This is a genomic window from Brevundimonas sp. EU05-FHT14B07 (genome assembly GCF_058790795.1).
In genome coordinates this window covers 376,979-399,279 of the sequence record NZ_JBYTCZ010000002.1, presented here as the reverse complement: position 1 = coordinate 399,279, position 22,301 = coordinate 376,979, and the positions used below count along the sequence as shown (strand labels likewise).

19 protein-coding genes are annotated in these 22,301 nt (G+C 66.9%); 12 read left to right on the top strand and 7 right to left on the bottom strand.

Annotation, left to right across the window (positions count from 1 at the left end; translation table 11 throughout):
- Positions 1 to 9: 9 nt before the first annotated feature.
- Positions 10 to 561 (top strand): lipocalin family protein, encoded by a 552-nt coding sequence (locus AC3WRC_RS06055; RefSeq protein ID WP_492303235.1) that lies wholly within the window; start codon positions 10 to 12, stop codon positions 559 to 561.
- A gap of 12 nt (positions 562 to 573) precedes the next feature.
- Entirely contained in the window at positions 574 to 1,896 is a 1,323-nt protein-coding gene (locus AC3WRC_RS06050; protein WP_492303234.1) for a PQQ-dependent sugar dehydrogenase, read from the top strand.
- A 58-nt stretch (positions 1,897 to 1,954) separates the two neighbouring features.
- Here the strand turns inward: AC3WRC_RS06050 and AC3WRC_RS06045 are convergent, their stop codons facing one another.
- Complete coding sequence (locus AC3WRC_RS06045) at positions 1,955 to 2,512, bottom strand: flagellar basal body-associated FliL family protein (protein ID WP_284877013.1); 558 nt, start codon at positions 2,510 to 2,512, stop codon at positions 1,955 to 1,957.
- A 325-nt stretch (positions 2,513 to 2,837) separates the two neighbouring features.
- Here AC3WRC_RS06045 and AC3WRC_RS06040 point away from each other — a divergent pair, with 325 nt between their 5' ends.
- The 6 genes from AC3WRC_RS06040 (at position 2,838) to AC3WRC_RS06015 (ending at position 8,853) form a co-directional block, all read left to right on the top strand.
- Positions 2,838 to 4,637, top strand: a complete 1,800-nt coding sequence (locus AC3WRC_RS06040) for a long-chain-acyl-CoA synthetase (RefSeq protein WP_492303233.1) — start codon at positions 2,838 to 2,840, stop codon at positions 4,635 to 4,637.
- Between the two features lie 86 nt (positions 4,638 to 4,723).
- A complete protein-coding gene (gene motA / locus AC3WRC_RS06035) occupies positions 4,724 to 5,590 on the top strand; it encodes a flagellar motor stator protein MotA (RefSeq protein WP_055754172.1) in 867 nt (288 codons plus the stop codon).
- A gap of 98 nt (positions 5,591 to 5,688) precedes the next feature.
- Positions 5,689 to 5,994, top strand: a complete 306-nt coding sequence (locus tag AC3WRC_RS06030; protein WP_045811531.1) for a hypothetical protein — start codon at positions 5,689 to 5,691, stop codon at positions 5,992 to 5,994.
- An 85-nt stretch (positions 5,995 to 6,079) separates the two neighbouring features.
- Positions 6,080 to 7,912, top strand: coding sequence for an FAD-dependent 5-carboxymethylaminomethyl-2-thiouridine(34) oxidoreductase MnmC1 (mnmC1, locus tag AC3WRC_RS06025; RefSeq protein WP_492303232.1), 1,833 nt, complete (start codon positions 6,080 to 6,082; stop codon positions 7,910 to 7,912).
- Positions 7,913 to 7,938: 26 nt separating this feature from the next.
- On the top strand, positions 7,939 to 8,325 hold the full coding sequence (locus AC3WRC_RS06020) for a DUF6491 family protein (protein ID WP_492303231.1): 387 nt from the start codon (positions 7,939 to 7,941) through the stop codon (positions 8,323 to 8,325).
- Positions 8,326 to 8,412: 87 nt separating this feature from the next.
- Positions 8,413 to 8,853: a hypothetical protein gene (locus tag AC3WRC_RS06015; protein WP_492303230.1), complete on the top strand. Its 441-nt coding sequence runs from the start codon at positions 8,413 to 8,415 to the stop codon at positions 8,851 to 8,853.
- An 18-nt stretch (positions 8,854 to 8,871) separates the two neighbouring features.
- On the opposite strand, the gene gyrB is transcribed toward AC3WRC_RS06015, so the two are convergent.
- From gyrB to rpsT, 6 genes are all read right to left on the bottom strand, one after another.
- On the bottom strand, positions 8,872 to 11,298 hold the full coding sequence (gyrB, locus tag AC3WRC_RS06010; protein ID WP_492303229.1) for a DNA topoisomerase (ATP-hydrolyzing) subunit B: 2,427 nt from the start codon (positions 11,296 to 11,298) through the stop codon (positions 8,872 to 8,874).
- A gap of 144 nt (positions 11,299 to 11,442) precedes the next feature.
- Positions 11,443 to 12,573, bottom strand: coding sequence for a DNA replication/repair protein RecF (recF, locus tag AC3WRC_RS06005; protein WP_492303471.1), 1,131 nt, complete (start codon positions 12,571 to 12,573; stop codon positions 11,443 to 11,445).
- A gap of 4 nt (positions 12,574 to 12,577) precedes the next feature.
- Complete coding sequence (locus AC3WRC_RS06000; protein ID WP_492303228.1) at positions 12,578 to 13,129, bottom strand: hypothetical protein; 552 nt, start codon at positions 13,127 to 13,129, stop codon at positions 12,578 to 12,580.
- On the bottom strand, positions 13,122 to 14,240 hold the full coding sequence (gene dnaN, locus AC3WRC_RS05995) for a DNA polymerase III subunit beta (RefSeq protein ID WP_492303227.1): 1,119 nt from the start codon (positions 14,238 to 14,240) through the stop codon (positions 13,122 to 13,124). The genes AC3WRC_RS06000 and dnaN overlap by 8 nt, the downstream gene beginning before the upstream one ends.
- A 109-nt stretch (positions 14,241 to 14,349) precedes the next feature.
- The gene (gene dnaA, locus AC3WRC_RS05990) at positions 14,350 to 15,825 is read right to left on the bottom strand and encodes a chromosomal replication initiator protein DnaA (RefSeq protein ID WP_492303226.1); all 1,476 of its coding nucleotides are present in this window, start codon (positions 15,823 to 15,825) and stop codon (positions 14,350 to 14,352) included.
- A 455-nt stretch (positions 15,826 to 16,280) separates the two neighbouring features.
- Entirely contained in the window at positions 16,281 to 16,550 is a 270-nt protein-coding gene (rpsT, locus tag AC3WRC_RS05985; RefSeq protein ID WP_017505938.1) for a 30S ribosomal protein S20, read from the bottom strand.
- A gap of 339 nt (positions 16,551 to 16,889) precedes the next feature.
- Here rpsT and AC3WRC_RS05980 point away from each other — a divergent pair, with 339 nt between their 5' ends.
- From AC3WRC_RS05980 to AC3WRC_RS05965, 4 genes are all read left to right on the top strand, one after another.
- Positions 16,890 to 19,439, top strand: coding sequence for a TonB-dependent receptor (locus AC3WRC_RS05980; RefSeq protein ID WP_492303225.1), 2,550 nt, complete (start codon positions 16,890 to 16,892; stop codon positions 19,437 to 19,439).
- A 199-nt stretch (positions 19,440 to 19,638) separates the two neighbouring features.
- Positions 19,639 to 20,352 (top strand): 2,3-diphosphoglycerate-dependent phosphoglycerate mutase, encoded by a 714-nt coding sequence (gpmA, locus tag AC3WRC_RS05975; protein ID WP_492303224.1) that lies wholly within the window; start codon positions 19,639 to 19,641, stop codon positions 20,350 to 20,352.
- Positions 20,349 to 20,978 carry a bifunctional diaminohydroxyphosphoribosylaminopyrimidine deaminase/5-amino-6-(5-phosphoribosylamino)uracil reductase RibD gene (locus AC3WRC_RS05970; protein ID WP_039246330.1) on the top strand — a complete coding sequence of 210 codons (630 nt, stop codon included), beginning with the start codon at positions 20,349 to 20,351 and terminating at the stop codon, positions 20,976 to 20,978. Before gpmA ends, AC3WRC_RS05970 begins: the two co-directional genes overlap by 4 nt.
- A gap of 52 nt (positions 20,979 to 21,030) precedes the next feature.
- Positions 21,031 to 22,299: a pentapeptide repeat-containing protein gene (locus tag AC3WRC_RS05965; RefSeq protein WP_284877003.1), complete on the top strand. Its 1,269-nt coding sequence runs from the start codon at positions 21,031 to 21,033 to the stop codon at positions 22,297 to 22,299.
- The last annotated feature ends 2 nt before the right edge of the window (positions 22,300 to 22,301 follow it).

Sequence of the window (22,301 nt, the reverse complement as noted above, 5' to 3'; positions counted from 1 at the left end):
GAAACGCCCATGTCCAGCTTGAAATACTTCGCCGCATCCGCCGCCGCCGCGATCGCGCTGGCGGGATGCGTGACCGCACCGTCGCCTTCCGAATATCGCGCGCCCCAGCCGGCCAAGCCGGTGGATGTGCAGCGTCTGTGGTCCGGGCGCTGGCACGAGATCGCGCGTCTGCCGGATCGGCTGACCGACGGCTGCGTCGCCGGCGCGTCGATCTATACGCCGGGCGAGGGCACGCGGGTCGATGTGCGCGACACCTGTCAGGTCGGCACGCCGGACGGCAAGGAAAAGGCCATCGGCGGACGGGGTGAAATCCTCGATCCGGGCAACAACGCCAAGCTGAGGGTTAAGTATCTGGCCGGGTTCGTGACCTGGGATTATTGGGTGCTGGATCGGGCGGACGACTACAGCTGGTTCATCTCGGCCGATCCGACCTTCAATCGCCTGTTCATCTACACGCGTGAACTGCCCAGCGAGCAGCAGGTGCGCACCTTGACCGAACGAGCGCGGGCCCTCGGATACGACGTCAGCCGTCTGGAGTTCCCGGCCCAACCGGCGCGGTAAGGATCAAAGGCCATGCGCTCGTCACGGACGGTCTTGTTCGCCTCGACACTGCTCGCGACGGTGATCGGTTTGGGAGCCTGCGCAGCCGGGACAGCCTTGCCCGTCGCGGCGGGGTTTGGTCCGGACCCGCAACTGCCAGAGCCGCGTCAGGGCTTGCTGCCCACCGTCAATATCGCCCCGGCGTCGAGCTGGCCCGAAGGCGCGACGCCGGTCGCGGCGGCGGGTTTGCGCGTACAGGCGTTCGCGACAGGCCTGGATCACCCGCGCTGGCTCTATCGCCTGCCCAACGGCGATATTCTTATCGCGGAGTCGAATGCGCCGCCCAAGCCCGAAGACAAGAAGGGCGGTCTGCGGGGCTGGGTGATGGGCAAGGTCATGGCCAAGGCCGGCGCCGGTGTCCCGAGCCCCAACAAGATCGTCCTGCTGCGGGACGCGGACGGCGACGGCGTAGCGGAGACCAAGAGCGATTTCCTGACCGGACTGAACTCGCCGTTCGGCATGGCTCTGGTCGGCGACCGGCTGTACGTCGCCAACGCCGATGCGGTGGTGGCCTTTCCATATCGGAGCGGCCAGACGCGCATCGACGCTGCGGCCACGAAGATCACGGACCTGCCTGCCGGCCGCAATCATCACTGGACCAAGAGCCTGGTCGCCAGCCCGGACGGCCGGCGGCTTTATGTCGGGGTCGGATCCAACTCCAACGTCGGCGAAAACGGCCTGGACGAGGAAGTCGACCGCGCCGCCATCCTGGAGATCGATCCCGCGACGGGCGCACGGCGGGTCTATGCCTCGGGCCTGCGCAATCCGGTCGGCATGGACTGGAACCCGCAGACCGGCCAGCTGTGGGTCGCGGTCAACGAGCGTGATGAAATCGGCGACGATCTGGTGCCCGACTATATGACCTCGGTGACGCCGGGCGCCTTCTACGGCTGGCCGTGGAGCTATTACGGCCAGACTGTCGATACGCGCCCACCCGCCAATCCGGCGATGGTCGCGCGCGCGATCCGGCCGGATTACGCCCTGGGCGCGCACACGGCGTCGCTGGGGCTGACATTCGGACAAGGCGCGAACCTGTTGCCGCCAGCCTTGCGCTCTGGCGTTTTCGTCGGTCAGCACGGATCGTGGAATCGCAGCGTGCGCAGCGGCTACAAGGTGATCTTCGTGCCGTTCGTCGATGGACGTCCCGCCGGGCCGCCGCAGGATGTTCTGACCGGATTTCTGAACGCCCGGGGTCAGGCGCAAGGCCGGCCCGTCGGGGTGCAGATCGACCGAGAAGGCGCCCTGCTGGTCGCCGATGATGTGGGCAATGTCATCTGGCGCGTCAGCGGCGCCTGAACCTCGATCATAGAAAAAGCCCCGGCCGAAACCGGGGCTTTCCATTATTCTGCTGAGATCAGTTCAGCGGCTGGACCGTGATCGCCGGCGCGGCGGGCGTGGTCACGACCGGAGCCGGGGTCGAAGCTGGGGGCGCGGTGTTTAACTGGCTGGTGCTCGACGTCGAGGCGGCTGGCGCGGTGTAAGGTTGCGGACCCGAAGGCGTAGCCGGCGTCTCAACACGGGCAGCGGCAGGCCGTTCAACGGCCGGCGCAGCGCGACGAGCCACGGGTTCGGCGCGGCGAGCGACCGGCGCAGGCGCGGCGGCGGGCGTCGGAGCCGCAGTCGGCGTAGCCTCGGCCGGAGCGGGCGTGACCGGCGCCTGGGCGGCCGTCATCGCGGCGGGCGCGGTCTGCATGGCCGGTGCGGCCGTCTCGGCGGGCTGGGCCGGAGCGGCCTGTTCGCCGCCCATCATCATGGCGACGCCGCTGCCCAGCAGCACCACCGCGCCGATCGGGGCCAGGATCATCCAAGTCTTCACCGACTTCTTGGACTTGGTCGTGCGAGCGTAACGCGGGACGAAGGTCGTGTCGTCAGCGCGGGCTTCGGTATTGGCGTTGGCATAGGTCATAGACATTGTTTCTGTCCTCCATAACGTCGATCAACCAACCCGCCGTTCCGCAACGGCGTTCCGCGTAAAGCGCAAAAGCCCCGAAGAAACACCGTTTCCGCCCGCAATGGGGCGAAGACCGTGCGCGCGGCCGCCGCATTTGCCGTCAATGCGGCAACAAAAAGCAGGGCGGTGCTCTGGATTTCCGCCGCGTCAACCGAACAAATGGATCACGGCTGGGCGGCAATTCGTCAGGTTCGCGAAGGATTGCGGACCCTACGGTTGACCCGACCGGCCGCCTTCGTCCATCACCGGACCGGGTGGAACACGCATTGACCGGAGTACGGCGCGCATGGGTTTTGTAGCCAATATCCGTAGGGATGTCCGGTTCGCGCGCGGCCTGTTCCGTCTGTTGAAACGCATCAAGCCGATCGAGTTGGACAGCGACGTCCTGCTCTGCGACGACTTCGAAGAAGCCGTCGACAAGTTCGCCGACAACATCGCCATCGACGACGGTCAGCGCACCCTGACGTATCGCGACCTGGACGCCATGGCCAACCGCTTCGCCCACTGGGCCAAGAACCGGGGCCTGCGTCGCAGCGACACCATCGCCCTGATGATGACCAACCGGATCGAGTATCTGGCGGCGTGGATCGGCTTCTCCAAGGTCGGCATCGCCACGGCCCTGATCAACACCAATCTGAACGGGCAGGGGCTGGCCCACTGTCTGGCCATCTCCAAGGCCTTCAACGTCGTCGCGGACGAGGATTGCTGGCGTCAGATCGAGGAGGCGCGGCCTCTGGTCGATCACAACCTGGCGCTCTGGGTTCTGGGCCTGACCGACGATCTGGAGACCAGCGACCGTCGCGGCCTGGACAAGCCCGTGCGCGGCGGGTCTTCGGTGCGGCCGTCCAAGTCGGCGCGCGAAGGCCTGACCAACCGCGACACCGCCCTTTATATCTACACCTCCGGCACGACCGGTCTGCCCAAGGCGGCGCGCATCCCGCATTCGCGCGCCCGCACCTATATGCGCGCCTTCGCCGGCGCCACGCGTTCGACGCCCGACGACCGGATCTTCAACGTGCTGCCGCTGTATCACTCGACCGGCGGTCTGGTCGGGGTGGGCGCAGCGCTGCTGAACGGCGCGCGGCTGGTGATCCGCAAGAAGTTCTCGGCCAGCACCTTCTGGCCCGACGTGCGCTCGTCGGGCGCAACCATGTTCGTCTATATCGGCGAGCTGTGCCGCTATCTGGTCAACTGCCCGCCGCACGAGGACGAGACCAAGCACAAGCTGCGTCTGGCGTTCGGCAACGGCCTGCGCGCCGATGTCTGGCCCGACTTCCAGAGCCGGTTCAAGATTCCCGACATCCTGGAGTTCTACGGCTCGACCGAAGGCAATGTCTCGCTGTTCAACTTCGACGGCAAACAGGGCGCGATCGGTCGTGTGCCGAGCTTCCTGAAGTCGCAGATCAATATTCGCTTGGTCGAATTCGACGTGGAAACCGAACAGCCCATCCGCGGCTCGGACGGTCTGTGTCGCCTGGCGCGCGTCGGCGAGGTCGGCGAGGCCATCGGCCTGATCGGCAACGACATCCGCCACGACTTCTCGGGCTATGCCGACAAAGCCGCCTCGCAGAAGAAAATCCTGACCGACGTGTTCAAGAAGGGCGACCGCTGGTTCCGCACCGGCGACCTGATGAAGCAGGACAAGGAAGGCTATTTCTACTTCGTCGATCGGATGGGCGACACCTTCCGCTGGAAGGGCGAGAACGTCTCGACCTCCGAGGTCGAACAGGTGCTGATGGACGCGCCGGGCGTGACCGAAGCCATCGTCTATGGCGTGCCCGTTCCGGCCCAGGACGGCAAGGCCGGGATGGCGGCCCTGGTGGTGGAAGGCAAGTTCGACGCCCAGGCCTTCTCCGACCATGTCGAGGCCAAGCTGCCCGCCTATGCTCAGCCGGTGTTTGTGCGTCTGATCAAGTCGGCGGAGACGACCGGCACCTTCAAATATCGCAAGGCCGATCTGGTGGTCGATGGGTTCGATCCGTCCAAGACCGGCGCCGCTCTCTATGTGCGGGGCGGGGCTGCGGGCTATCAGAAGCTGACGGCGGCCGGGCGCAACGCCATCCTGAAGGGCGAAAGCCGTCTGTAACGACTGGGAAGGCGGCGTTCGCGAAACGCCGTCTTAATGATTAATGGCGATAGTCCCGACCTCTCGCGTCAGGATTGTTCGCCTCCATGTTCCAGATCATCGGCATCGTGCTGCTGTTCGGCCTCGTCTTCGGCAGCTACGCCATTTCGGGCGGCAAGTTCGAAGTGATCCTGCACGCCGCGCCGCACGAGCTGATGGCCATCGGCGGGGCGGGCATCGCCGCCTTCCTGATCTCCAACTCCTTGCCGGTGATCAAGGGGTCCATGGCGGGGCTGGGCAAGACCTTCGCTGGGCCGAAGTGGAAGAAGCAGGACTATAAGGACCTGCTGTCGCTGCTGTTCCAGCTGACCAAGACGATGAAGTCCAAGGGCGTGGTGGCGCTGGAAAGCCATATCGAAAAGCCCAAGGAATCGACCATCTTCCAGAAGTATCCCAAGGTGCTGAAGGACCATTTCGCCGTCGACTTCATCTGCGACACCCTGCGGATGATGACGATGAACCTGGAAGATCCGCACCAGGTCGAGGATGCGATGGAAAAGCAGCTCGAAAAGCACCATCACGAGCATCTGGAAAACGCCCACGCGCTTCAGAACCTGGCCGACGGCCTGCCTGCGTTGGGCATCGTCGCCGCCGTGCTGGGGGTCATCAAGACCATGGGTTCAATCACTGAGCCGCCCGAGGTTCTGGGCGGCATGATCGGCGGCGCCCTGGTCGGCACCTTCATGGGCGTGTTCCTGGCCTATGGTCTGGTCGGTCCATTCGCGGCGCGCCTGACGGCCATCATCAACGAGGAAGCCGCCTACTATAAAATCATTCAGTCTGTGCTGGTGGCCCACCTGCACGGCAACGCAGCCCAGATTTCGGTCGAGATCGGCCGGGGCGACATCCCGTCGTCGGCGCAGCCGTCGTTCGGCGAGATGGAAGAGGCGCTGAACAGCATCACTGCCGACTGATCCCGACTTTCCTGATCTTAACTTGCCCTGCCGCGCGCGGCGGCTCTATCGTTTGCGCCAAGAGACGTTCCGGTCTCGCAAGCTTCGGAGACATCTTCATGCGTATCAAAGCCCTCGTCGCCGCATCCGCTGCGCTCCTGGTCCTGGCCGCCTGTAGCAAGGCCCCGGAAGAAAAGGCCGAAGCGCCGGCCACCGATGCTGTCGAGGCCGCCGGCAGCGCTGAGGAAGCCGCTTTGACGGTCGATCAGGCGGCCAAGGACGCCGAAGCGGCGGCCAATCAGGCCATTCAGGAAGACACCGCCGCCCAGGCCGCCACGACGATGCAGGGCGCCGACGCCTCCGCCGCCGCGCCCGCGCCTGTCGCGCCGGCCGAACCTGCGCATGGTCCGGCGGCCGCCCACTAGGCCGCGTCGAAACCAAAGCCCAAAGAGGCCGCTCCGACGGGGGCGGCCTTTTTCATGTCGGCGACGAAGGTGCTAGAGCCGCGCGATGACGCCTGATGATGACGCCTCGCCCCTGCTCACCTGGACCGAAGAGGGCGAGCCGCGCTCCGGCCGATTCGGCGACGTCTATTTCTCGCGAGACGACGGGTTGGCTGAAACGCGGGCGGTGTTTCTGGAAGGTTGCGGCCTGCCGGACGCCTGGATGGGGCGAGATCATTTCACGGCGGCCGAGCTGGGGTTCGGCACAGGGTTGAACATCGCCGCCCTGCTGGATCTGTGGCGACGGACGCGGCCCGAGGGCGGGCGGCTGCACATCTTCTCTATCGAGGGGTTTCCGCTGACGGCGGCGGAAGCGGCGCGGGCGCTGGGCGCCTGGCCTGAACTGGCGGTGGCGACCGAGGCCTTGATCGCAAACTGGCCGGCCGCGACGCCGGGCTTCCACCGGGTGGACCTGCTGGGCTTCGACGCCGTGCTGGACCTGGCGGTGGGCGATGCGGCCTGGGCGCTGGAGCAGTGGTCGGGATCGGCGGACGCTTGGTTCCTGGACGGTTTCTCGCCTGCGCTGAACCCGGGCATGTGGTCGCCCGAAGTGATGGCCTTGATCGCCGAGCGCTCGGCGCCGGGCGCGCGCCTGGCCACCTTCACCGTCGCCGGGGCCGTGCGCCGGGGCCTGACCGAGCAGGGTTTCGTCGTCGAGAAGCGCCCCGGCCATGGCCGCAAGCGCGAGCGGCTTGAGGCGCGTCTCCCCTCAGTGTTCGAACCGTCGCCGCCGCCCCGCATCGCCGTGATCGGCGCGGGCGTCGCTGGTGCATCTGTGGTCCGCGCCCTGGAGGCGCAGGGCCTCCGGGCCGTGGTGTTCGAGGGTGAGCGCCCGGGCGCGGGCGGCTCTGGCTTTCCGGCGGCCCTGGTCACGCCGCGTCTGGACGCCGGCGACCACGGCATCGCCGCCCTGCACGCCCAGGCGCTGGAGCGGGCGGTACATCTGTATGCCTCGATCCCGGACGCCGTAACGGGACACGGCGTGCTGCAACTCCCCCTGGCGCCGCGGGATGCGGCCCGGTTCGAAAAGATCGCTCGCCAGCCGATCTGGAATGACGATGACATGGCGGTGCTGGACGAAGGGGCGGCGTCAGCCGTCGCCGGCGAAGCGACGGGGCAGGGCGGTCTGCTGATGAAGGGAGCATTCGCGCTACGCCCTGCGGCGGTGCTCTCGAACTGGCTTTCGGACGCGGAGATGCGCTCTGAGCGCGTGACACGGCTGGAGCGCGCCGACGGCCGCTGGCGTTTGATTGGCGAAGCCGACGCGGTGCTGGGCGAGGTCGATGCTGTGGTTCTCGCCGCCGGCTGGGGATCGGCCGCGCTGCTGGACGGGTTCAACCACACGCCGCGCCTGTCGCCCGTGCGGGGGCAGGCGGACTGGATCGACGGGGACGTGACCATCCACCCCATGGCCTGGGGCGGCTATGCGGTTCCGACGGGCCAAGGCGTGCTGTTCGGCGCGACCCATGATCGGGGCGACACCTCTGCGGCGGCGCGCGAGGCCGACAGCGCGCGAAATCTGGCGACCCTGGAAGCGCGCCTGCCGGCGTTGGCCAAGCGCATCGCGGCGGCCGGGCCTGTGCAGAACCGGGCGGCAGTCCGCGCCACGACGCCGGATCGCCTGCCTGTGGCGGGCGCTCTCGATGACGGACTCTATGTGCTCGGCGGGCTGGGGTCGCGCGGCTTCTGCGTCGCGCCCTTGCTGGGCGAGCATATCGCCGCCCTCATCCTTGATCAGCCTTCGCCCCTGCCGCGCGATCTGGCGGCGCGCGTGTCGTCCCGTCGGTCTTCGGTTCTGGCGGACGCCCTTGCATCATCCTCGCCGACGCGCGCAGGATGAAGCGGGGGCTTGTTCGGGAGTTGAATATGCATCGTCTCATCCTGTCGTCGGCGGCCCTCCTCGCCTTGTCGGCCTGTGCGCCATCGCAGGGCGTGGCGACGGCCAGCCGCGCCGACGCCGGCCAGTGCTTCCGGGCCAATCTGGTGCGCAACTTCACCGCGCCGAACGACCAGACCCTGTATGTCCGCACAGCCGACGCCGGGGTGTTCCAGATCGAAACTTCCTTCTGTCGCGACATGACGCGCGCCCTGTCGATCGCACTGGAACCTGTCGCCGGATCCAGCCGCCTGTGTCCCGGCGATCAGGCCGCCTTGCTCAGCCCAGCGACGGGCCCTCAACCGTGCCGCGTGCGCATCGCAAAGAAGTTGACGACCGCAGAGATCGAGGCCCTGCCATCTCGCGATCGGCCCTGATCGAAAACGCTTTTGGAGCTTTCGGGAGAGATTGAATTCTCGCGCGCGCGGGTATGAAATGAACGTCTTGCCTGGGGAGGGAAGAGAATGATCAGAACAATCGGCGTGGCGGCGATCATGGCGACGGCGGCGATCGCATCGCCATCGGCGGCCGAAAGCTGGGCCGCGTTTTCACGCAGCGACGCCACCGTCTATCTGGTGGACATCGATGCGCTGGCGCCGGTGGACGGCGTGGCGACGACGCGCATGGCGCGGGTGCCCGCGCGCGGCGAGGCGACCAATCTCAGCCATGAGACCGAAGAGGTCATGGTGCGGTGTTCGGATGGCCAGTCGCGTTCGGGCGCGACGGTGACCTATGGCGCGGACGGGGCGGAAACCGATCGCTATTCCGAGGACACGCCGTGGGAAGCGACGCCGGCCGGCGGCATCTATGGCGCAATCAAATCCTTCGCCTGCGAGGACATGCGGCCCCAGACGGCGGCCTTCCCGACCATCCAAGCCTTCATCGCGGGCGGACGCGGCCAGTAGGCCGCGCCCCCTTCGCTGTCAGACGTCGACGGCCGCGTCCAGAGCGTTGTCCTGGATGAACTCGCGCCGGGGTTCGACGACGTCGCCCATCAGTTTGGCGAACAGGTCGTTGGCGTCTTCCTCGTGCTCGACCGAGACCTGCAGCAAGGTGCGGGCGTTGACGTCCAGCGTCGTCTCCCACAGCTGCTCGGGGTTCATCTCGCCCAGGCCCTTGTAGCGCTGGATCGACAGGCCCTTCTTACCGGCGTCCAGAACGGCGGTCAGCAAGTCCAGCGGACCGCGAATGGTCGTGGACTTGTCCTTGCGGCGGTAGGTGGCGGGGGCGACGAAGACGCCGTCGAACGCCTGTGCGCGTTCGGCCAGACGACGGGCGTCCAGCGAACGGATCAGGGTCTCCTCCAGCACGATGGTCTCCTGCACCGCGCGACGGGTGCGGGTGAAGACCACGGCGCCCTGTTCGCCCGGCGCGCCCGTCCACTCGCCATCGCCCTCTTCGGCATAGAGGTTCAGGCGCACGGCGGCGGCGGCCGAGGCGGTCGCCATGTCCGAATGCTCGGCGAACAGACCGGCGAGCGCCGCCTGTTCGATGGCGAAGGCGGGCGCGCGTTGGCTGAGGCGATCGACGCTGGCGCTGAAGGCCTTGGCCTCGCGCACCAGCGATTGCAGGTCCAGCCCCAGGCGACGCTCGCCCGTGGACAGATCCAGCTCGGCCTCCGACGAACCTTCCTCGATCAGATAGGCGTCCATCTCGGCCTGATCCTTCAGGTAGCGCGACTGCTTGCCTTTTGAGACCTTATAGAGCGGCGGCTGGGCGATATAGACGTGGCCGCGCGTGATCAGCTCGGGCATCTGACGATAGAAGAAGGTCAGCAGCAGGGTGCGGATGTGGGCGCCGTCGACGTCGGCGTCCGCCATCAGGATGATCTTGTGATAGCGCAGCTTGTCGGCGTTGAAGTCGTCGCGGCCGATGCCGGTGCCGAGCGCCAGGATCAGCGTGCCGATCAGATCCGACGACAGCATCCGGTCAAAGCGTGCGCGCTCGACGTTCAGGATCTTGCCGCGCAGGGGCAGAACGGCCTGGTTCTCGCGGTTGCGGGCCTGTTTGGCCGAGCCGCCGGCGGAATCGCCCTCGACGATGAACAGTTCGGACTTGGCGGGATCGCGTTCCTGGCAGTCGGCCAGCTTGCCCGGCAGGCTCGAGATTTCCAGCGCGGACTTGCGCCGAGTCAGGTCGCGGGCCTTGCGGGCGGCCTCACGGGCCGACGCCGCCTCGATGATCTTGGCCACGATCTGCTTGGCCTCGACCGGATGCTCCTCGAACCAGGTCGCCAGGCCTTCCGAGCACAGGCTTTCGACGGCCGGACGCACTTCGGAGGAGACCAGCTTGTCCTTGGTCTGGGAGCTGAACTTGGGATCCGGCACCTTGACCGACAGGACGCAGGTCAGACCCTCGCGGGCGTCCTCGCCGGTGACGGAAACCTTCTCCTTCTTGCCGGCGCCCGAGCTCTCGATATAGCCGCCCATGACGCGCGTCAGGCTGGCGCGGAAGGCCGACAGGTGGGTGCCTCCATCCCGCTGGGGGATGTTGTTGGTGAAGCACAGCATGGTCTCGTGATAGCTGTCGTTCCACCACAGGGCGAGATCCAGTTCGATCCCTTCCTTCTTGCCGCGAATGACGATGACGTCCTTCAGGATCGGCGTCTTGGACTTGTCGAGGTGGCGCACGAAGGCTTCGACCCCGCCCTCGTAGTGCAGGATCATCTCGACCGGCTCGGCGTGGCGCTGGTCGGCCAGCTTGATGACCACGCCCGAGTTCAGGAAGGCCAGTTCGCGCAGACGGTGTTCCAGCGTCTTCAGGTCGAAGTCGATGTGGCTGAAGGTCGTGACGGACGGGAAGAAGGTGACCTCGGTGCCGCTCAGCGGCTTGCCGGTGTCCTCGCGAATGGGGGCGTCGCCGGTGACTTCCAGTGACTTGACCGTGTCGCCGCGCTCGAACCGCATCTGGTGCGCCTTGCCGTCGCGATAGATCTTCAGCTCCAGCCAGTCGGACAGGGCGTTGACCACGGACACGCCCACGCCGTGCAGACCGCCAGACACCTTGTAGGAGTTCTGGTCGAACTTACCGCCGGCGTGCAGCTGGGTCATGATGACCTCGGCCGCCGAGACGCCTTCGCCTTCGTGGATGCCGGTGGGAATGCCGCGGCCGTTGTCGGTGACGGTGACCGAGCCGTCGCTGTTCAAGATGACCTGGACCAGGTCGGCATGTCCGGCCAAGGCCTCGTCGATGGCATTATCGACCACTTCATAGACCATGTGGTGCAGGCCCGAGCCGTCGTCGGTGTCGCCGATATACATGCCGGGGCGCTTGCGTACGGCGTCCAGGCCTTTGAGAACCTTGATGGAATCGGCGCCGTATTCGGGCAGGTCGGCAATCGGATCGGTCATGAAGTCATTGGCTCTGAAGTCCCGACCGGGACGGGGATGGAGCGCCGGACCCGGCGCTCGAATCGACGGCGGGATCGCACCGCGCCGAAGCCCGCAACATATAGGAAATTCCGGCGAAAAAGCGAGGAATTCCGCGATTGGAGCCTAGTCGGTTTCCAGCGCGCCGCCGGCCACGCGGACGAACTGGGCGCGGCCTTCCAGACCGGCGAACAGGTCGCGTTCGGTCCCGGTCATGAAGGCCTGCAGATCCAGCGCCGTGATCTCGTCGAACAGGGCCGTGCGGCGCGCCTCGTCGAGGTGGGCGGGGGCTTCGTCCAGCAGCAGGATGGGGCGCGCAGCATGATCTGAAAGCCGCGCGATCTGGGCCAAAATCAGGTTCAGGACCAAGGCCTTCTGCTCGCCCGAAGAGCCCTCGGCCGCAGGGCGCTGTTTCTCGCGGTGAAGCGCGGTCAGGTCGGTGCGGTGCGGCCCGAACAGGGAACGTCCGGCGGCGCCGTCGCGGACTCGCGCCTTGGCCAGTCCGTCGCGGATGGCGGCGGCGATCTCGTCTTCCTCGGCGCCCGCTTCGGCCATCTGTTCGGCGAGACCTTCAAGGCCCAGGTCGGCCTGGGGGAAGGGACGATCGCTGCGGGCGTCGATGGCGGCCTGAAGCGCGTGCAGGGCGGCGACGCGGGCGAGGGCGGCGCGGGCGCCGGCCTCGCCCAGCCGAACCTCCAGGGCGTCCAGCCAGACGGGGTCGGCCTCACGCCCGTCCTGGGCGTCGTTCAGCAGGCGCAGCCGCTCGCGCAGGGCCTTTTCATAGGCGGAGACGCTGGCGGCGTGGTCGGGATCGGCGGCGAAGACCAGCCGGTCGAAGAACTTCAGCCGCTCGGCGCGCGCGTCCGAGAACAGCCGGTCCTGTTCCGGCGTCGCCCAGACGGGACGCAGATAGTCGAGCAGCCGCCCGGGCTGGGCCGTCTCGCCGTCGATCCGCACGATGCGCCGCGCAGCGCCCGCCGTCTGAACGCCGGTGCCCAGCCGCGTTTCGTCGTCCAGTTCGACCATGACGGCCCAGGCGCGTCCTGTCGCCTCGCCCGGCTCGCGCCGGCCCATCTCGGCGGCGGTGGCGCCCCTCAGCCCCTTGCCGGGGGTCAGCAGGCTGATCGCCTCCAGAAGATTGGTCTTTCCCGCCCCGTTCGGCCCATGCAACACCACAGGCCCGGAGGTCATCTCCAGCCGCGCGCCCGCATAGGAGCGGAAGTCGGTAAGGGTGAGGGAGGTTAGGCTCAAAACTATCCGCTCAACGGTCGCCGTATCGACGGCGCCATTCTTCCAAAGTCGTGGAGACTTCTTCCGATCCGCCCTGCCAACCCCACCCGATGTCGGAATCTAACGTCGTCGTCCGCTTTCCCTCCAATTTGGAGCCTTCCCAAATCGGATTGCCGTTGAAAGCGTCGTCTTGATGGTCCCAGCCGACCGATAGATGCATGCTGTCGGACGGCCGCTCGGAGCGGAACTGCTTCACATCCGTCCACCGGACGGTCCGGGCGCGATAGCCTATGCGAAAACTAAATCCCTTGTCGGTTAGCTTGATGAAGTCCCCACGCCATAGGGCGGCCAGAGAACTCCCAAGCAGAAAAATCGTCACCAAAAGAGGCGCGGCCATCAAGACAAGTTGAAAGGGCTCTTCGGCGAGGAACTGCACTGCCTGGCCGAGGCCTACGATGCTGCCGACCCAAATGTAGGCGCTGGCCTGAACCAAGAGACCTAAGGCTGAAATTGCGATCGCGCTGTAAACGCGCCATCGCGCCTTTCTGATTATGAGGACCGGCGCATGGCCTTTGTCAGACACGCAGCGGCATCAGCACATACTGAACGCCCGGATCGCCTGGATCGAGGACCAGTGTCGGGCTGGCCGGGTCGGCGAAGCGGAAGGCGGCGTTTTCGCCGGTGATCTGGCCGGCGACGTCCAGCAGGTAGCGGGCGTTGAAGCCGATCTCGAACGGTTCGTCGGAATAGCCGATCTCGACCTCTTCCTCGGCCTGGCCGGCTTCCATGTTGCGCACGGTCAGCTTCACCCGGTCGTTGTCGAAGGCCAGTTTCACCGACCGGCTCTTCTCGGCCGAAATGGTGGCGACGCGGTCGACGGCCTTGGCGAACAGGGCGTTGTCGATGTCGGCCTGTTTGTCGTTGCCCTTCGGGATCACGCGCAGATAGTCGGGGAAGGCGCCGTCGATGACCTTGGAGGTCAGGGACGCCTCGCCCATCTGGAAACGGATCTTCTGGGCCGAGACGGTGACCTCGACCGGGCCGCCGGTATCGTCCAGCAGGCGACGAACCTGATCCACGGTCTTGCGCGGCACGATGACGCCGGGGCCGCCAGCCGCGCCCTCGGGCGCCGGGGTCTCTGCCAGGGCCAGGCGGTGGCCGTCGGTGGCGACGGCGCGCAGCAGGGGGATGCCCTGTTCGGCGACCGTGTGCAGATACAGGCCGTTCAGATAGTAGCGCGTTTCCTCGGTCGAGACCGCGAACCGGGTCTTGTCGATCAGGCGGGCCAGGTCCTCCTTGGGCAGGACATAGGAGGCGCCGGCGCTGTCGGTGGACATCACGGGGAAGTCGCCCGCCGGCAGGACCGGCAGGTTGAAGCGCGACCGGCCGGCCGAGACGACCAGGCGCGGATCGTCGCCCGAATAAAGCAGCGAGACCTCGGCGCCTTCCGGCAGCTTGCGCACGATCTCGTACAGGGTGTGGGCGGGGGCCGTGATCTGACCCTCGACCTGAACCTGGGCCTCGGCCTCGTCCACCATTTCCATGTCCAGATCGGTGGCGGCGAAGGCCAGCCGGTCGCGGCCCGCGCTCAGCAGGACGTTGGACAGGATCGGAATGGTGTTTCGACGTTCGACGACGCTCTGCACGTGGCCCAGGGCCTTCAGGAGCGCGGATCGTTCGATGGTCAGCTGCATGTCGTCTCGCCCGGCGCGGCCGACTCGCAAGGCGGCTGCGGTTAAGTGACCTGGGACACTAGCGGATTGCGCGGCGGGAGCAACGGGTCAGACCCGCTGCTCCACAGCTTCAGCCCCGCAGCTTGCGTGTCAGGGCCTCGACATCGCGGGCGATCTGATCGTCCTGCGGCATCAGCTCCTCGATCTTGCGCACGCCGTGCAGGACCGTGGTGTGGTCGCGTCCGCCGAAACGACGCCCGATGTCGGGGTAGGAGCGGGTCGTGTGCTGCTTGCACAGATACATGGCGATCTGGCGCGGGCGGGCGACCGAACGGGTGCGGCGCTCGCTGAGCAGGTCGGCCTGTTTCATGTTGAAGTGGTCGGCGACCGTCTTCTGAATCTCGTCCACGGTGATGCGGCGCTCGGGCCCGCCGCGCATGGCCATGCTCAAGAGGGTCGAGGCTTCGTCGACCGACACCGACGACAGGCGCGCGCCCGCAGCGGCGGCCAGGGTGTTCACGGCGCCCTCGAGTTCGCGCATCGAGCCTGGGGTGCGGTCCACCAGTTGGGCCAGGACCTCCGGGTTGGCCTCGCCCTGGACGACGCCCAGGGCCGACAGCGCCTTCAGACGATTCTGGGCCACGGCGATCTTCAACTCGCGGTCTCCTGCCTCGACCGGGCAGGTCAGGCCGGCGGCGAGGTGGCTGCGCAGGCGCGGCTCGACCTCGGTCAGGGCCATGGGCGCACGGTCGGCCGAGAAGACGATGCGCTTGCCGTCCTCGATCAGGGCGGTCAGCGTCGAGAGCAGTTCTTCCTGGGTCGACGTCTTGCCGCCCACGAACTGGACGTCGTCCAGCAGCAGCATGTCGGCCGAGCGCAGGCTTTCCTTGAAGGCGGCGGTCGAGCGGTCCTGCATCGCCTTGACGAAGGTCGACAGGAAGCGTTCGGCGGTCAGATAGACGACCTTGGCCTCGGGACGCAGACGCTGGGCCTCCCAGGCGATGGCGTTCAGCAGGTGGGTCTTGCCGTAGCCGTAGGGGCCGCAGAAGAAGACGGGGTTGAAGTGTCCGTCGGCCCAGCTGGCCACCTGTTTGGCGATGGCCAGGGCGAAGGCGTTGCCCTGACCCTCGACGAAGCTGTCGAACGTCAGGCGATCCTGCAGACCGGCGGCGCGTACGGCGCGGGCGCCGTCTGCGCTGATGGGGGCGGCGGGCGCCATCTGCGGCGTGGCGGCGAAGGCGGCCAGGCGCGGGGCGGCGTCCACCACATTGCCCGGCATCACGGCCGAGGCCGGCGGGGCCGAACCCACTTCGGCGCGGCAGCGCACCTCGAGGCGGCGCGACAGGCCGTCCAGGCCCAGCCACAACTCGTTCATGCGACGCAGGGCGTTCTTGCGCACCCAGTCGCGGGCGTATGCGGTCGGGGTGACCAGGATCAGGTGGCCGGCGTTGTCCAGGCGGACGGCTGACGGGGCGATATAGGAGGAGAATGGGCCATCGCCGATTTCAGCGCGCAGGCGCACGGACGCCTCGCTCCAGATGCGGTCCGGATCCGTCAGTCCCGACGTCTTCGTTCCGCCTGCCATCGCCGTTGCGCCCCCAACCATCTTTGCCCGCCCACCTTAGAAGAACCATTCCGACCTTCCGCGCTTCAGGGCGATGGTTCAGGGACGACTTCTCCTGCGCCGAAAAGCGATGCTTTTCGGACGGGGTCTAACCTCTGAACAGACATCTCCCGCCGACGCGAAACATAGGCCTCGCGCCGTCTTCATCCGTGCTGGGATGGAAGTGCGTTAGAGGCCAAAACTTACGCCGCGAGCCGGGTGGGTCAACGCTGATTCGTTGGTCGATTCGCAGTTAAATTGTTTGACTCCGTCAAACCCTGACACCGCTTGGAATTTCGGCCGGATCATGGCTCGACGATCGGTGTTTTCGATTTTGACAGTTAGCGACACAACGCAAAACGGCGAAGGAGCTTGCGCGCCTTCGCCGTTGATATTGCTTTATAATCCCACAACGAAACAGCGACAGCTGCTCCGTCCGCTGTTGGATTAATTTTGGCTCAGGCGGCCGACAGCTTCTTCAGCTGGGCGGCCAGGCGCGAGACCTTGCGCGAGCCGGTGTTCTTGTGAACGACGCCCTTGGAGACGGCGCGCATCAGCTCGGACTGAGCCTCGATGAAGGCGGTCTTGGCGACGGCGGCGTCGCCGCCGGCCAGAGCTTCCTGGAACTTGCGCAGATAGGTGCGGACGCGCGAGCGGCGCGCCTTGTTCACTTCGGTACGCGCTTCGATCTTGCGGATCGCCTTGCGGGCGCCGGGGTTGTTGGCCATGTCAAACCTTCGAACGGAAAACGCCGCGGAGCACACGTCCACGGCGCGGAAATCTCAAGAGGGCGGGCCTATAGCCGAAAGCCCGGAGGCGGTCAACGCGGAGTCTTCATCGCTGGACTCCGAGGTTGGGCTAAGACGCCGGTTTAAGCGTGTCTTGCGGGCTGCCTTCAGAACGCAACCCAACAGGCTTTAACGCATCCTAGCGGACTTTCCGTCGCAGGTTTTTGCGTCGTGTTGAAAGTGCGCAACGCTTTCACTTTGTTCATGAATTGTGTCGTTTTACGGCCATGTTTGTCCCGTCCTGACAAGGGCTGAAATCATCTCCCGGATCGTCGTTCCATGACCCAGACCGCGCTTCTCCTGCTTGCGCTGGCCCCCGCCGCCGGTGTCGTCCAGCCTGTTCAGGCCCAAACCAACGCGGCTCAACCCGTAGAAGTCCAGGCGCAGGTCCAGCAGGAAGAGCAGACGGTGGTTCTGCCGGACGTGGAGGTGACGGCGGCGCGGCGCGGGGTGGCCTTGGGCGGGCAGGAACCGATCGTCTCTTATGACGCCGCCCAGATCCAGGCGTTCGGCGCGACCAACATCGGCGAACTGATCACCCTGTTGGAGGCCCAGACCCGCAGCGCGCGCGGCGGGTCTCCGGTCTTCCTGGTCAACGGGCGGCGTATCTCGGGCTTCCGCGAGATCCGCGGCATTCCGCCCGAGGCCATCGAGCGGTTCGACGTCCTGCCGGAGGAGACTGCGCTGTCCTATGGCTACAGCGCCAATCAGCGGGTGGTGAACATCGTGCTGAAGGCGGACTTCAAGTCCCTGACCGCCTCGGTCAACGTCAGCCGGCCGGAGCAGGGCGGTCGCACGACCACCGCCAGCGAGAACAACGTCCTGCGCATCGCCGGCTCGGACCGCTGGTCTGTCGATATCAACGGCACGACCGCCAACACCCTGTTCGAGACGGAGCGCGACATCGACCGCAGCACGACAGCCGGCGGCGACAGCGAACTGGCCAACGCCTATCGCACCCTGCTGCCCAAGACGGACGAGCTGTCGGTGTCGGGGACCTACAAGCATGACCTGAACGACAAGGTCGGCATGACGCTGAGCGGCAGCGTGGAGGACTCAAACAGCTTCAGCTACCAGGGGCTGCCCAATGTTCAGCTGACCGTGCCGGGGACCAATCCGTTTTCGCCGACCGGTCAGGAGGTGACCCTCTTCAGCTATCTGGAGCTGCCCGGTGCCCTGACGCGCAAGACCGATACGCGCACGGCCGAACTAGGCACGGTGTTCGACGGCTATGTCGGCGATTGGCGCTGGACGGCGACGGGGGAATACAGCCGCGTCGAGACCGACACCACGACGGGACGAGGCGTGAACGCGACGGCGTTGCGGGCCCTGATCGCGGGCGATCTGACCGTCAATCCGTTCGGCGACCTGACCGACCGGGCCATCGTCAATCCGCGCGACACTGCCAACTCCGTGGCCCAGACGGCGACGGCGGAACTGGTGTTGAACGGGCGTCCCTATGAGCTGCCGGCCGGCGACATCACCTCGACCTTCAAGGTCGGGGCCGGTTATCAATCGCTGGATTCCGAGAGCCTGCGTTCAGGCGTGGCCGTGGATCGGTCGCAGTCGCGCAACTCGGGCAGCGTGCAGGCCAACTTCGATCTGCCGATCTCCAACGTCGAGCGCGGCGTCCTTCCCAAGATCGGCGACCTGTCGGCCAATCTGAACCTGGCCTACCAAGAACTGTCCGACTTCGGCGGCGTATCCTCGGTCGGGGCCGGGCTGAACTGGTCGCCGGTCGAGCGGCTGTCCTTCTCGGCCAACTATTCCGATGAGGGCAAGGCCCCGACGGTCCAGCAGCTGAACGACCCGACGGTTGGAACGCCGAATACGCCCGTCTTCGACTTCCGCACCGGCCAGACCGTCGAGATCAACCGCATCACCGGCGGCGATCCCAATCTGCAGGCCGAGGATCGGCGCATCCTGAAGCTGGGCATGAATTGGCAGCCGGTGTCGGACAAGGATTTCCGCCTGAACCTGGCCTACACCCGCACCGAGGCGGACAACGAAATCTCCAGCTTCCCGGCCATCACGCCCGATCTGGAAGCGGCCCTGCCGGATCGGTTCGTTCGCGATGCGGACGGCAATCTGGTGTCCATCGACGCCCGTCCGCTAAACTTCTTCAAGCGCGAGCAGCAGGACGTTCAGTGGGGTTTCAACTTCTCGCGCCCGTTCGGCAAGCCGAACCCGGCGGCGGCGGGCGGTCGTGGTCCGGGCGGACGTGGCGGTCCTGGCGGCGGCGGAATGATGATGATGGGAGGACCGGGCGGACCGGGCGGACCGGGCGGCCCCGGCGGCGGCGGGCGGATGCGCGGCGGGCGGGGATCGGGAATGCAGCCCGGCCAAGGCATCTTCAACCTTTCGCTGACCCACACCTGGCGTGTCCAGGACGAGGTCACCATTCGCGACGGTTTGGCGCCGCTGGATCTGCTGGACGGCGATTCCATCTCCGGCTCGGGCGGTCAGTCGCGGCACGAGGTCCAGGTTCAGACCGGGCTCTCCCGAAACGGCGTGGGCGCCTTCGTCAACGCCAACTGGCGCTCGGGCACGACGGTCAATGGCGACGCGCTGGGGTCGCCCGATCTGGACTTCTCGGGGCGGACCACGGTCAATCTGTTCGCCTTCGCCGACCTGACCCAACGCACGTCGTGGGTCGAGCGCTTCCCGATCCTGAAGGGCACGCGGATCGGCTTCGGCGTTCAGAACATCTTTGACGACCGCGTCTCGGTGACCAGCAGCGACGGCCAGACGCCGGTCAACTACCAGCGTGACTATCTGGATCCGCAGGGGCGCGTCTTCCGCATCAATCTGCGCAAGATCCTCTTCTAGAGTATCAGGGCCAGACGGTCGCCAGGGCGATCATCACGACGGCGGCGGCGAGCGCCAGGGGAAAGAAAAGACGATCGGACATCGATCCGACCGTTACCCCGACCTGCGCGGCGCGACAAGCAATGGCGAGGCCCGCGAGCCTTGACCGACTTCGGAGGGCGTCCTACCCCCAAAGGCCGTATTCCGAAGGACCGACCGAATGCCGCGCCTGATCCTGCTCCGCCACGGCCAGAGCCAGTGGAACCTCGAGAACCGTTTCACCGGCTGGGTCGACGTCGATCTTACGGCGGAGGGCGAGGCCCAGGCGCGTCGCGGCGGCGAACTGATCGCCGAGGCCGGGTTCAAGCCGACGGTGATGTTCACCTCGGTCCTGACGCGCGCCCAGCGCACTGGCGCCCTGGCCTTGCAGTCGGCGGGCCTGACCGATGTGCCGGTGATCGAGGACTGGCGGCTGAACGAGCGCCACTACGGTGGTCTGACGGGTCTGAACAAGGCCGAGACGGCCCATAAACACGGCGAAGACCAGGTCAAGATCTGGCGCCGCAGCTATGATGTGCCGCCGCCCCCGCTGGCCCCCGGCGGCGAGTTCGATTTCAACGCCGACCCGCGCTACGCCGGTAAGGCCATTCCCGACACCGAAAGCCTGAAGACCACGCTGGACCGGGTGAAGCCCTATTGGGACGCCGAGATCGCGCCGCGCCTGAAGGCGGGCGAGGACGTGCTGATCGCCGCCCACGGCAACTCCCTGCGCGCCATCGTCAAACTGCTGTTCGGCGTGCCGGACGATCAGATCGTCGGCGTCGAAATCCCCACGGGCAATCCGCTGGAGATCGATCTGGACGCGGATCTGAAGCCGACCGCCGCCCGCTACCTCGACGCCGCTCGCGCCGAGACATTGCCGACCGCATCATGAGCTGGAGCGAAGCCGACCAGGCCTTCATGGCCCAGGCGATCGCCCTGGCGACCGGCCGGATGGGCGAGACCTGGCCCAATCCGGCGGTCGGCTGCGTCATCGTCAAGGACGGCCGGGTCATCGCCCAGGCCGCCACCGCGCCGGGCGGTCGTCCCCATGCCGAGGAGCAAGCCGTGCCCGCCGCCGGCGCGGATGTCGTGGGCTCGACCGTCTACGTCACGCTGGAACCCTGCGGCGCCCGGTCGTCGGGCCGCAAGTCCTGCGCCCACTTCCTGACCGAGGCGGGCGTGGCGCGGGTCGTGATCGCCTGTATGGACCCGTCGCCGTTTGCGGCCGGGCGCGGCACCGAGCGGCTGCGCGCGCAAGGGCTGACCGTTGAAACCGGCCTGATGTGCGAAGAGGGCGCGGCCCTGTGCGAAGGCTTCCTGCATCGGCTGGAAACCGGCCGTCCGATGGTGCGCATCAGCGAGGATGGCGCCGGTTTCGACGGCCGGTTCGTCGCCTCGCCCAAGGCTGATCTGGTCACTGAGCTGAAACGTCTGGGCGAAGCGGGCTACACGCGCCTGTGGACCGGGCCGGGCGAGTTGGCCGAGGCCCTTCAGGCCCAGGGGCTGCTGACCGTCTGAGGCGGCTTCGCCGTTCAAAGGTTTCTTAAGTCAGGCCGCGTAATGTGCCCTGATGGCCCTCGCCGCTGAACCCCTCGTGAGAAAGCGCCTGACGCAGGCGGAGCTGGACGTCGTCTGCGCCCGGCACGATCGGCTGTTCCAGGCCCGACCCGGCGGCGCGCGCGCCGTCTTCGCCTGGATGGACCTGTCGGGCCTCAGCCTGAAAGGCCGCAATCTGGCCGACGCCGATTTCGCGGCCGCCTGTCTGGAAGGCTGCGATCTGACCGGGGCCAAGCTGGACAACGCCAACTTCTTCGGCGCGGACATGCAGGATGCGATCCTGGCCGAGGCCAGCCTGCGCCGCTCCGACCTGCGCGGCGCCTGCCTGCGGGGGGCGGACCTGTCGGGGGCCGATCTGTTCGAGGCCGACCTGCGCGAGGGCACCATCGCCGCCGCCGACGCGAGATTGGGCTTCAAGGTCATCGAACCGCGCCACCGTGACGAAACCGAGGCCAGCGGCGCCTGCCTGGCCGGCGCCAATCTTCAACGCTCCAAGATGGCCGGCGTAATCGCCGTGAAGGCCGACTTCTCCGGCGCGGTGATGAAGGACTGCAAACTGGTGCGGGCCAATCTGAAACAGGCGGATTTCCGTGGGGCCGACCTCGCCGGCGCGGACCTGTCAGGGGCGGACTTGTCGGGTGCAGACCTGCGCGACGCCATCCTGGTGGGCTGTAAGACGACCATGTGGCGCGCCGACGGCGCCGACATGCAGGGCGCGCTGACCGACAACAAGTCGTCCTGCGAGTCCGTGGAAAAGATGCCCGCCGCCGAGATGCTGCGCGAACATGCGCGCTGGTGCGAGACCGGCGGCGCGGAGGGGCAGCCGTCGGTCTTCAACGGCGTCGATCTGCGTCCGCTGAAGTCGATCACGGGCCTGAACCTGACCGCCCTGTCGGCCAAGGGCGCGGTCTTCTACGGCCTGGATATGGAGGGGGTGCAGCTGCAGGGCGCGCAGCTCGACAACGCCGACCTGCGCTCGGCCAAGCTGCGGCGCGCCGACCTGCGCGGCGCGCGTCTGCGTGGCGCGCGACTGAACGGAGCGGACATGCGCGAGGCGCAGTTGGGACCGTTGCTGATCGCCGCTGACCGACTGATGCCGGCCGATCTGACGGGCGCCGTCCTGCGGGGCGCGGACCTGTCTGGGGCCGATCTGAAGCGCGCGGTTCTGGCCGGCGCGGATCTCGGCCGTGCGACGCTGCACGGCGCCCAGACCCGTCAGGCCGACCTGACCGACGCCAATCTGGCGGGCGTGCGCGGCCTGACCATCGATCAGGCCGCTTGAAG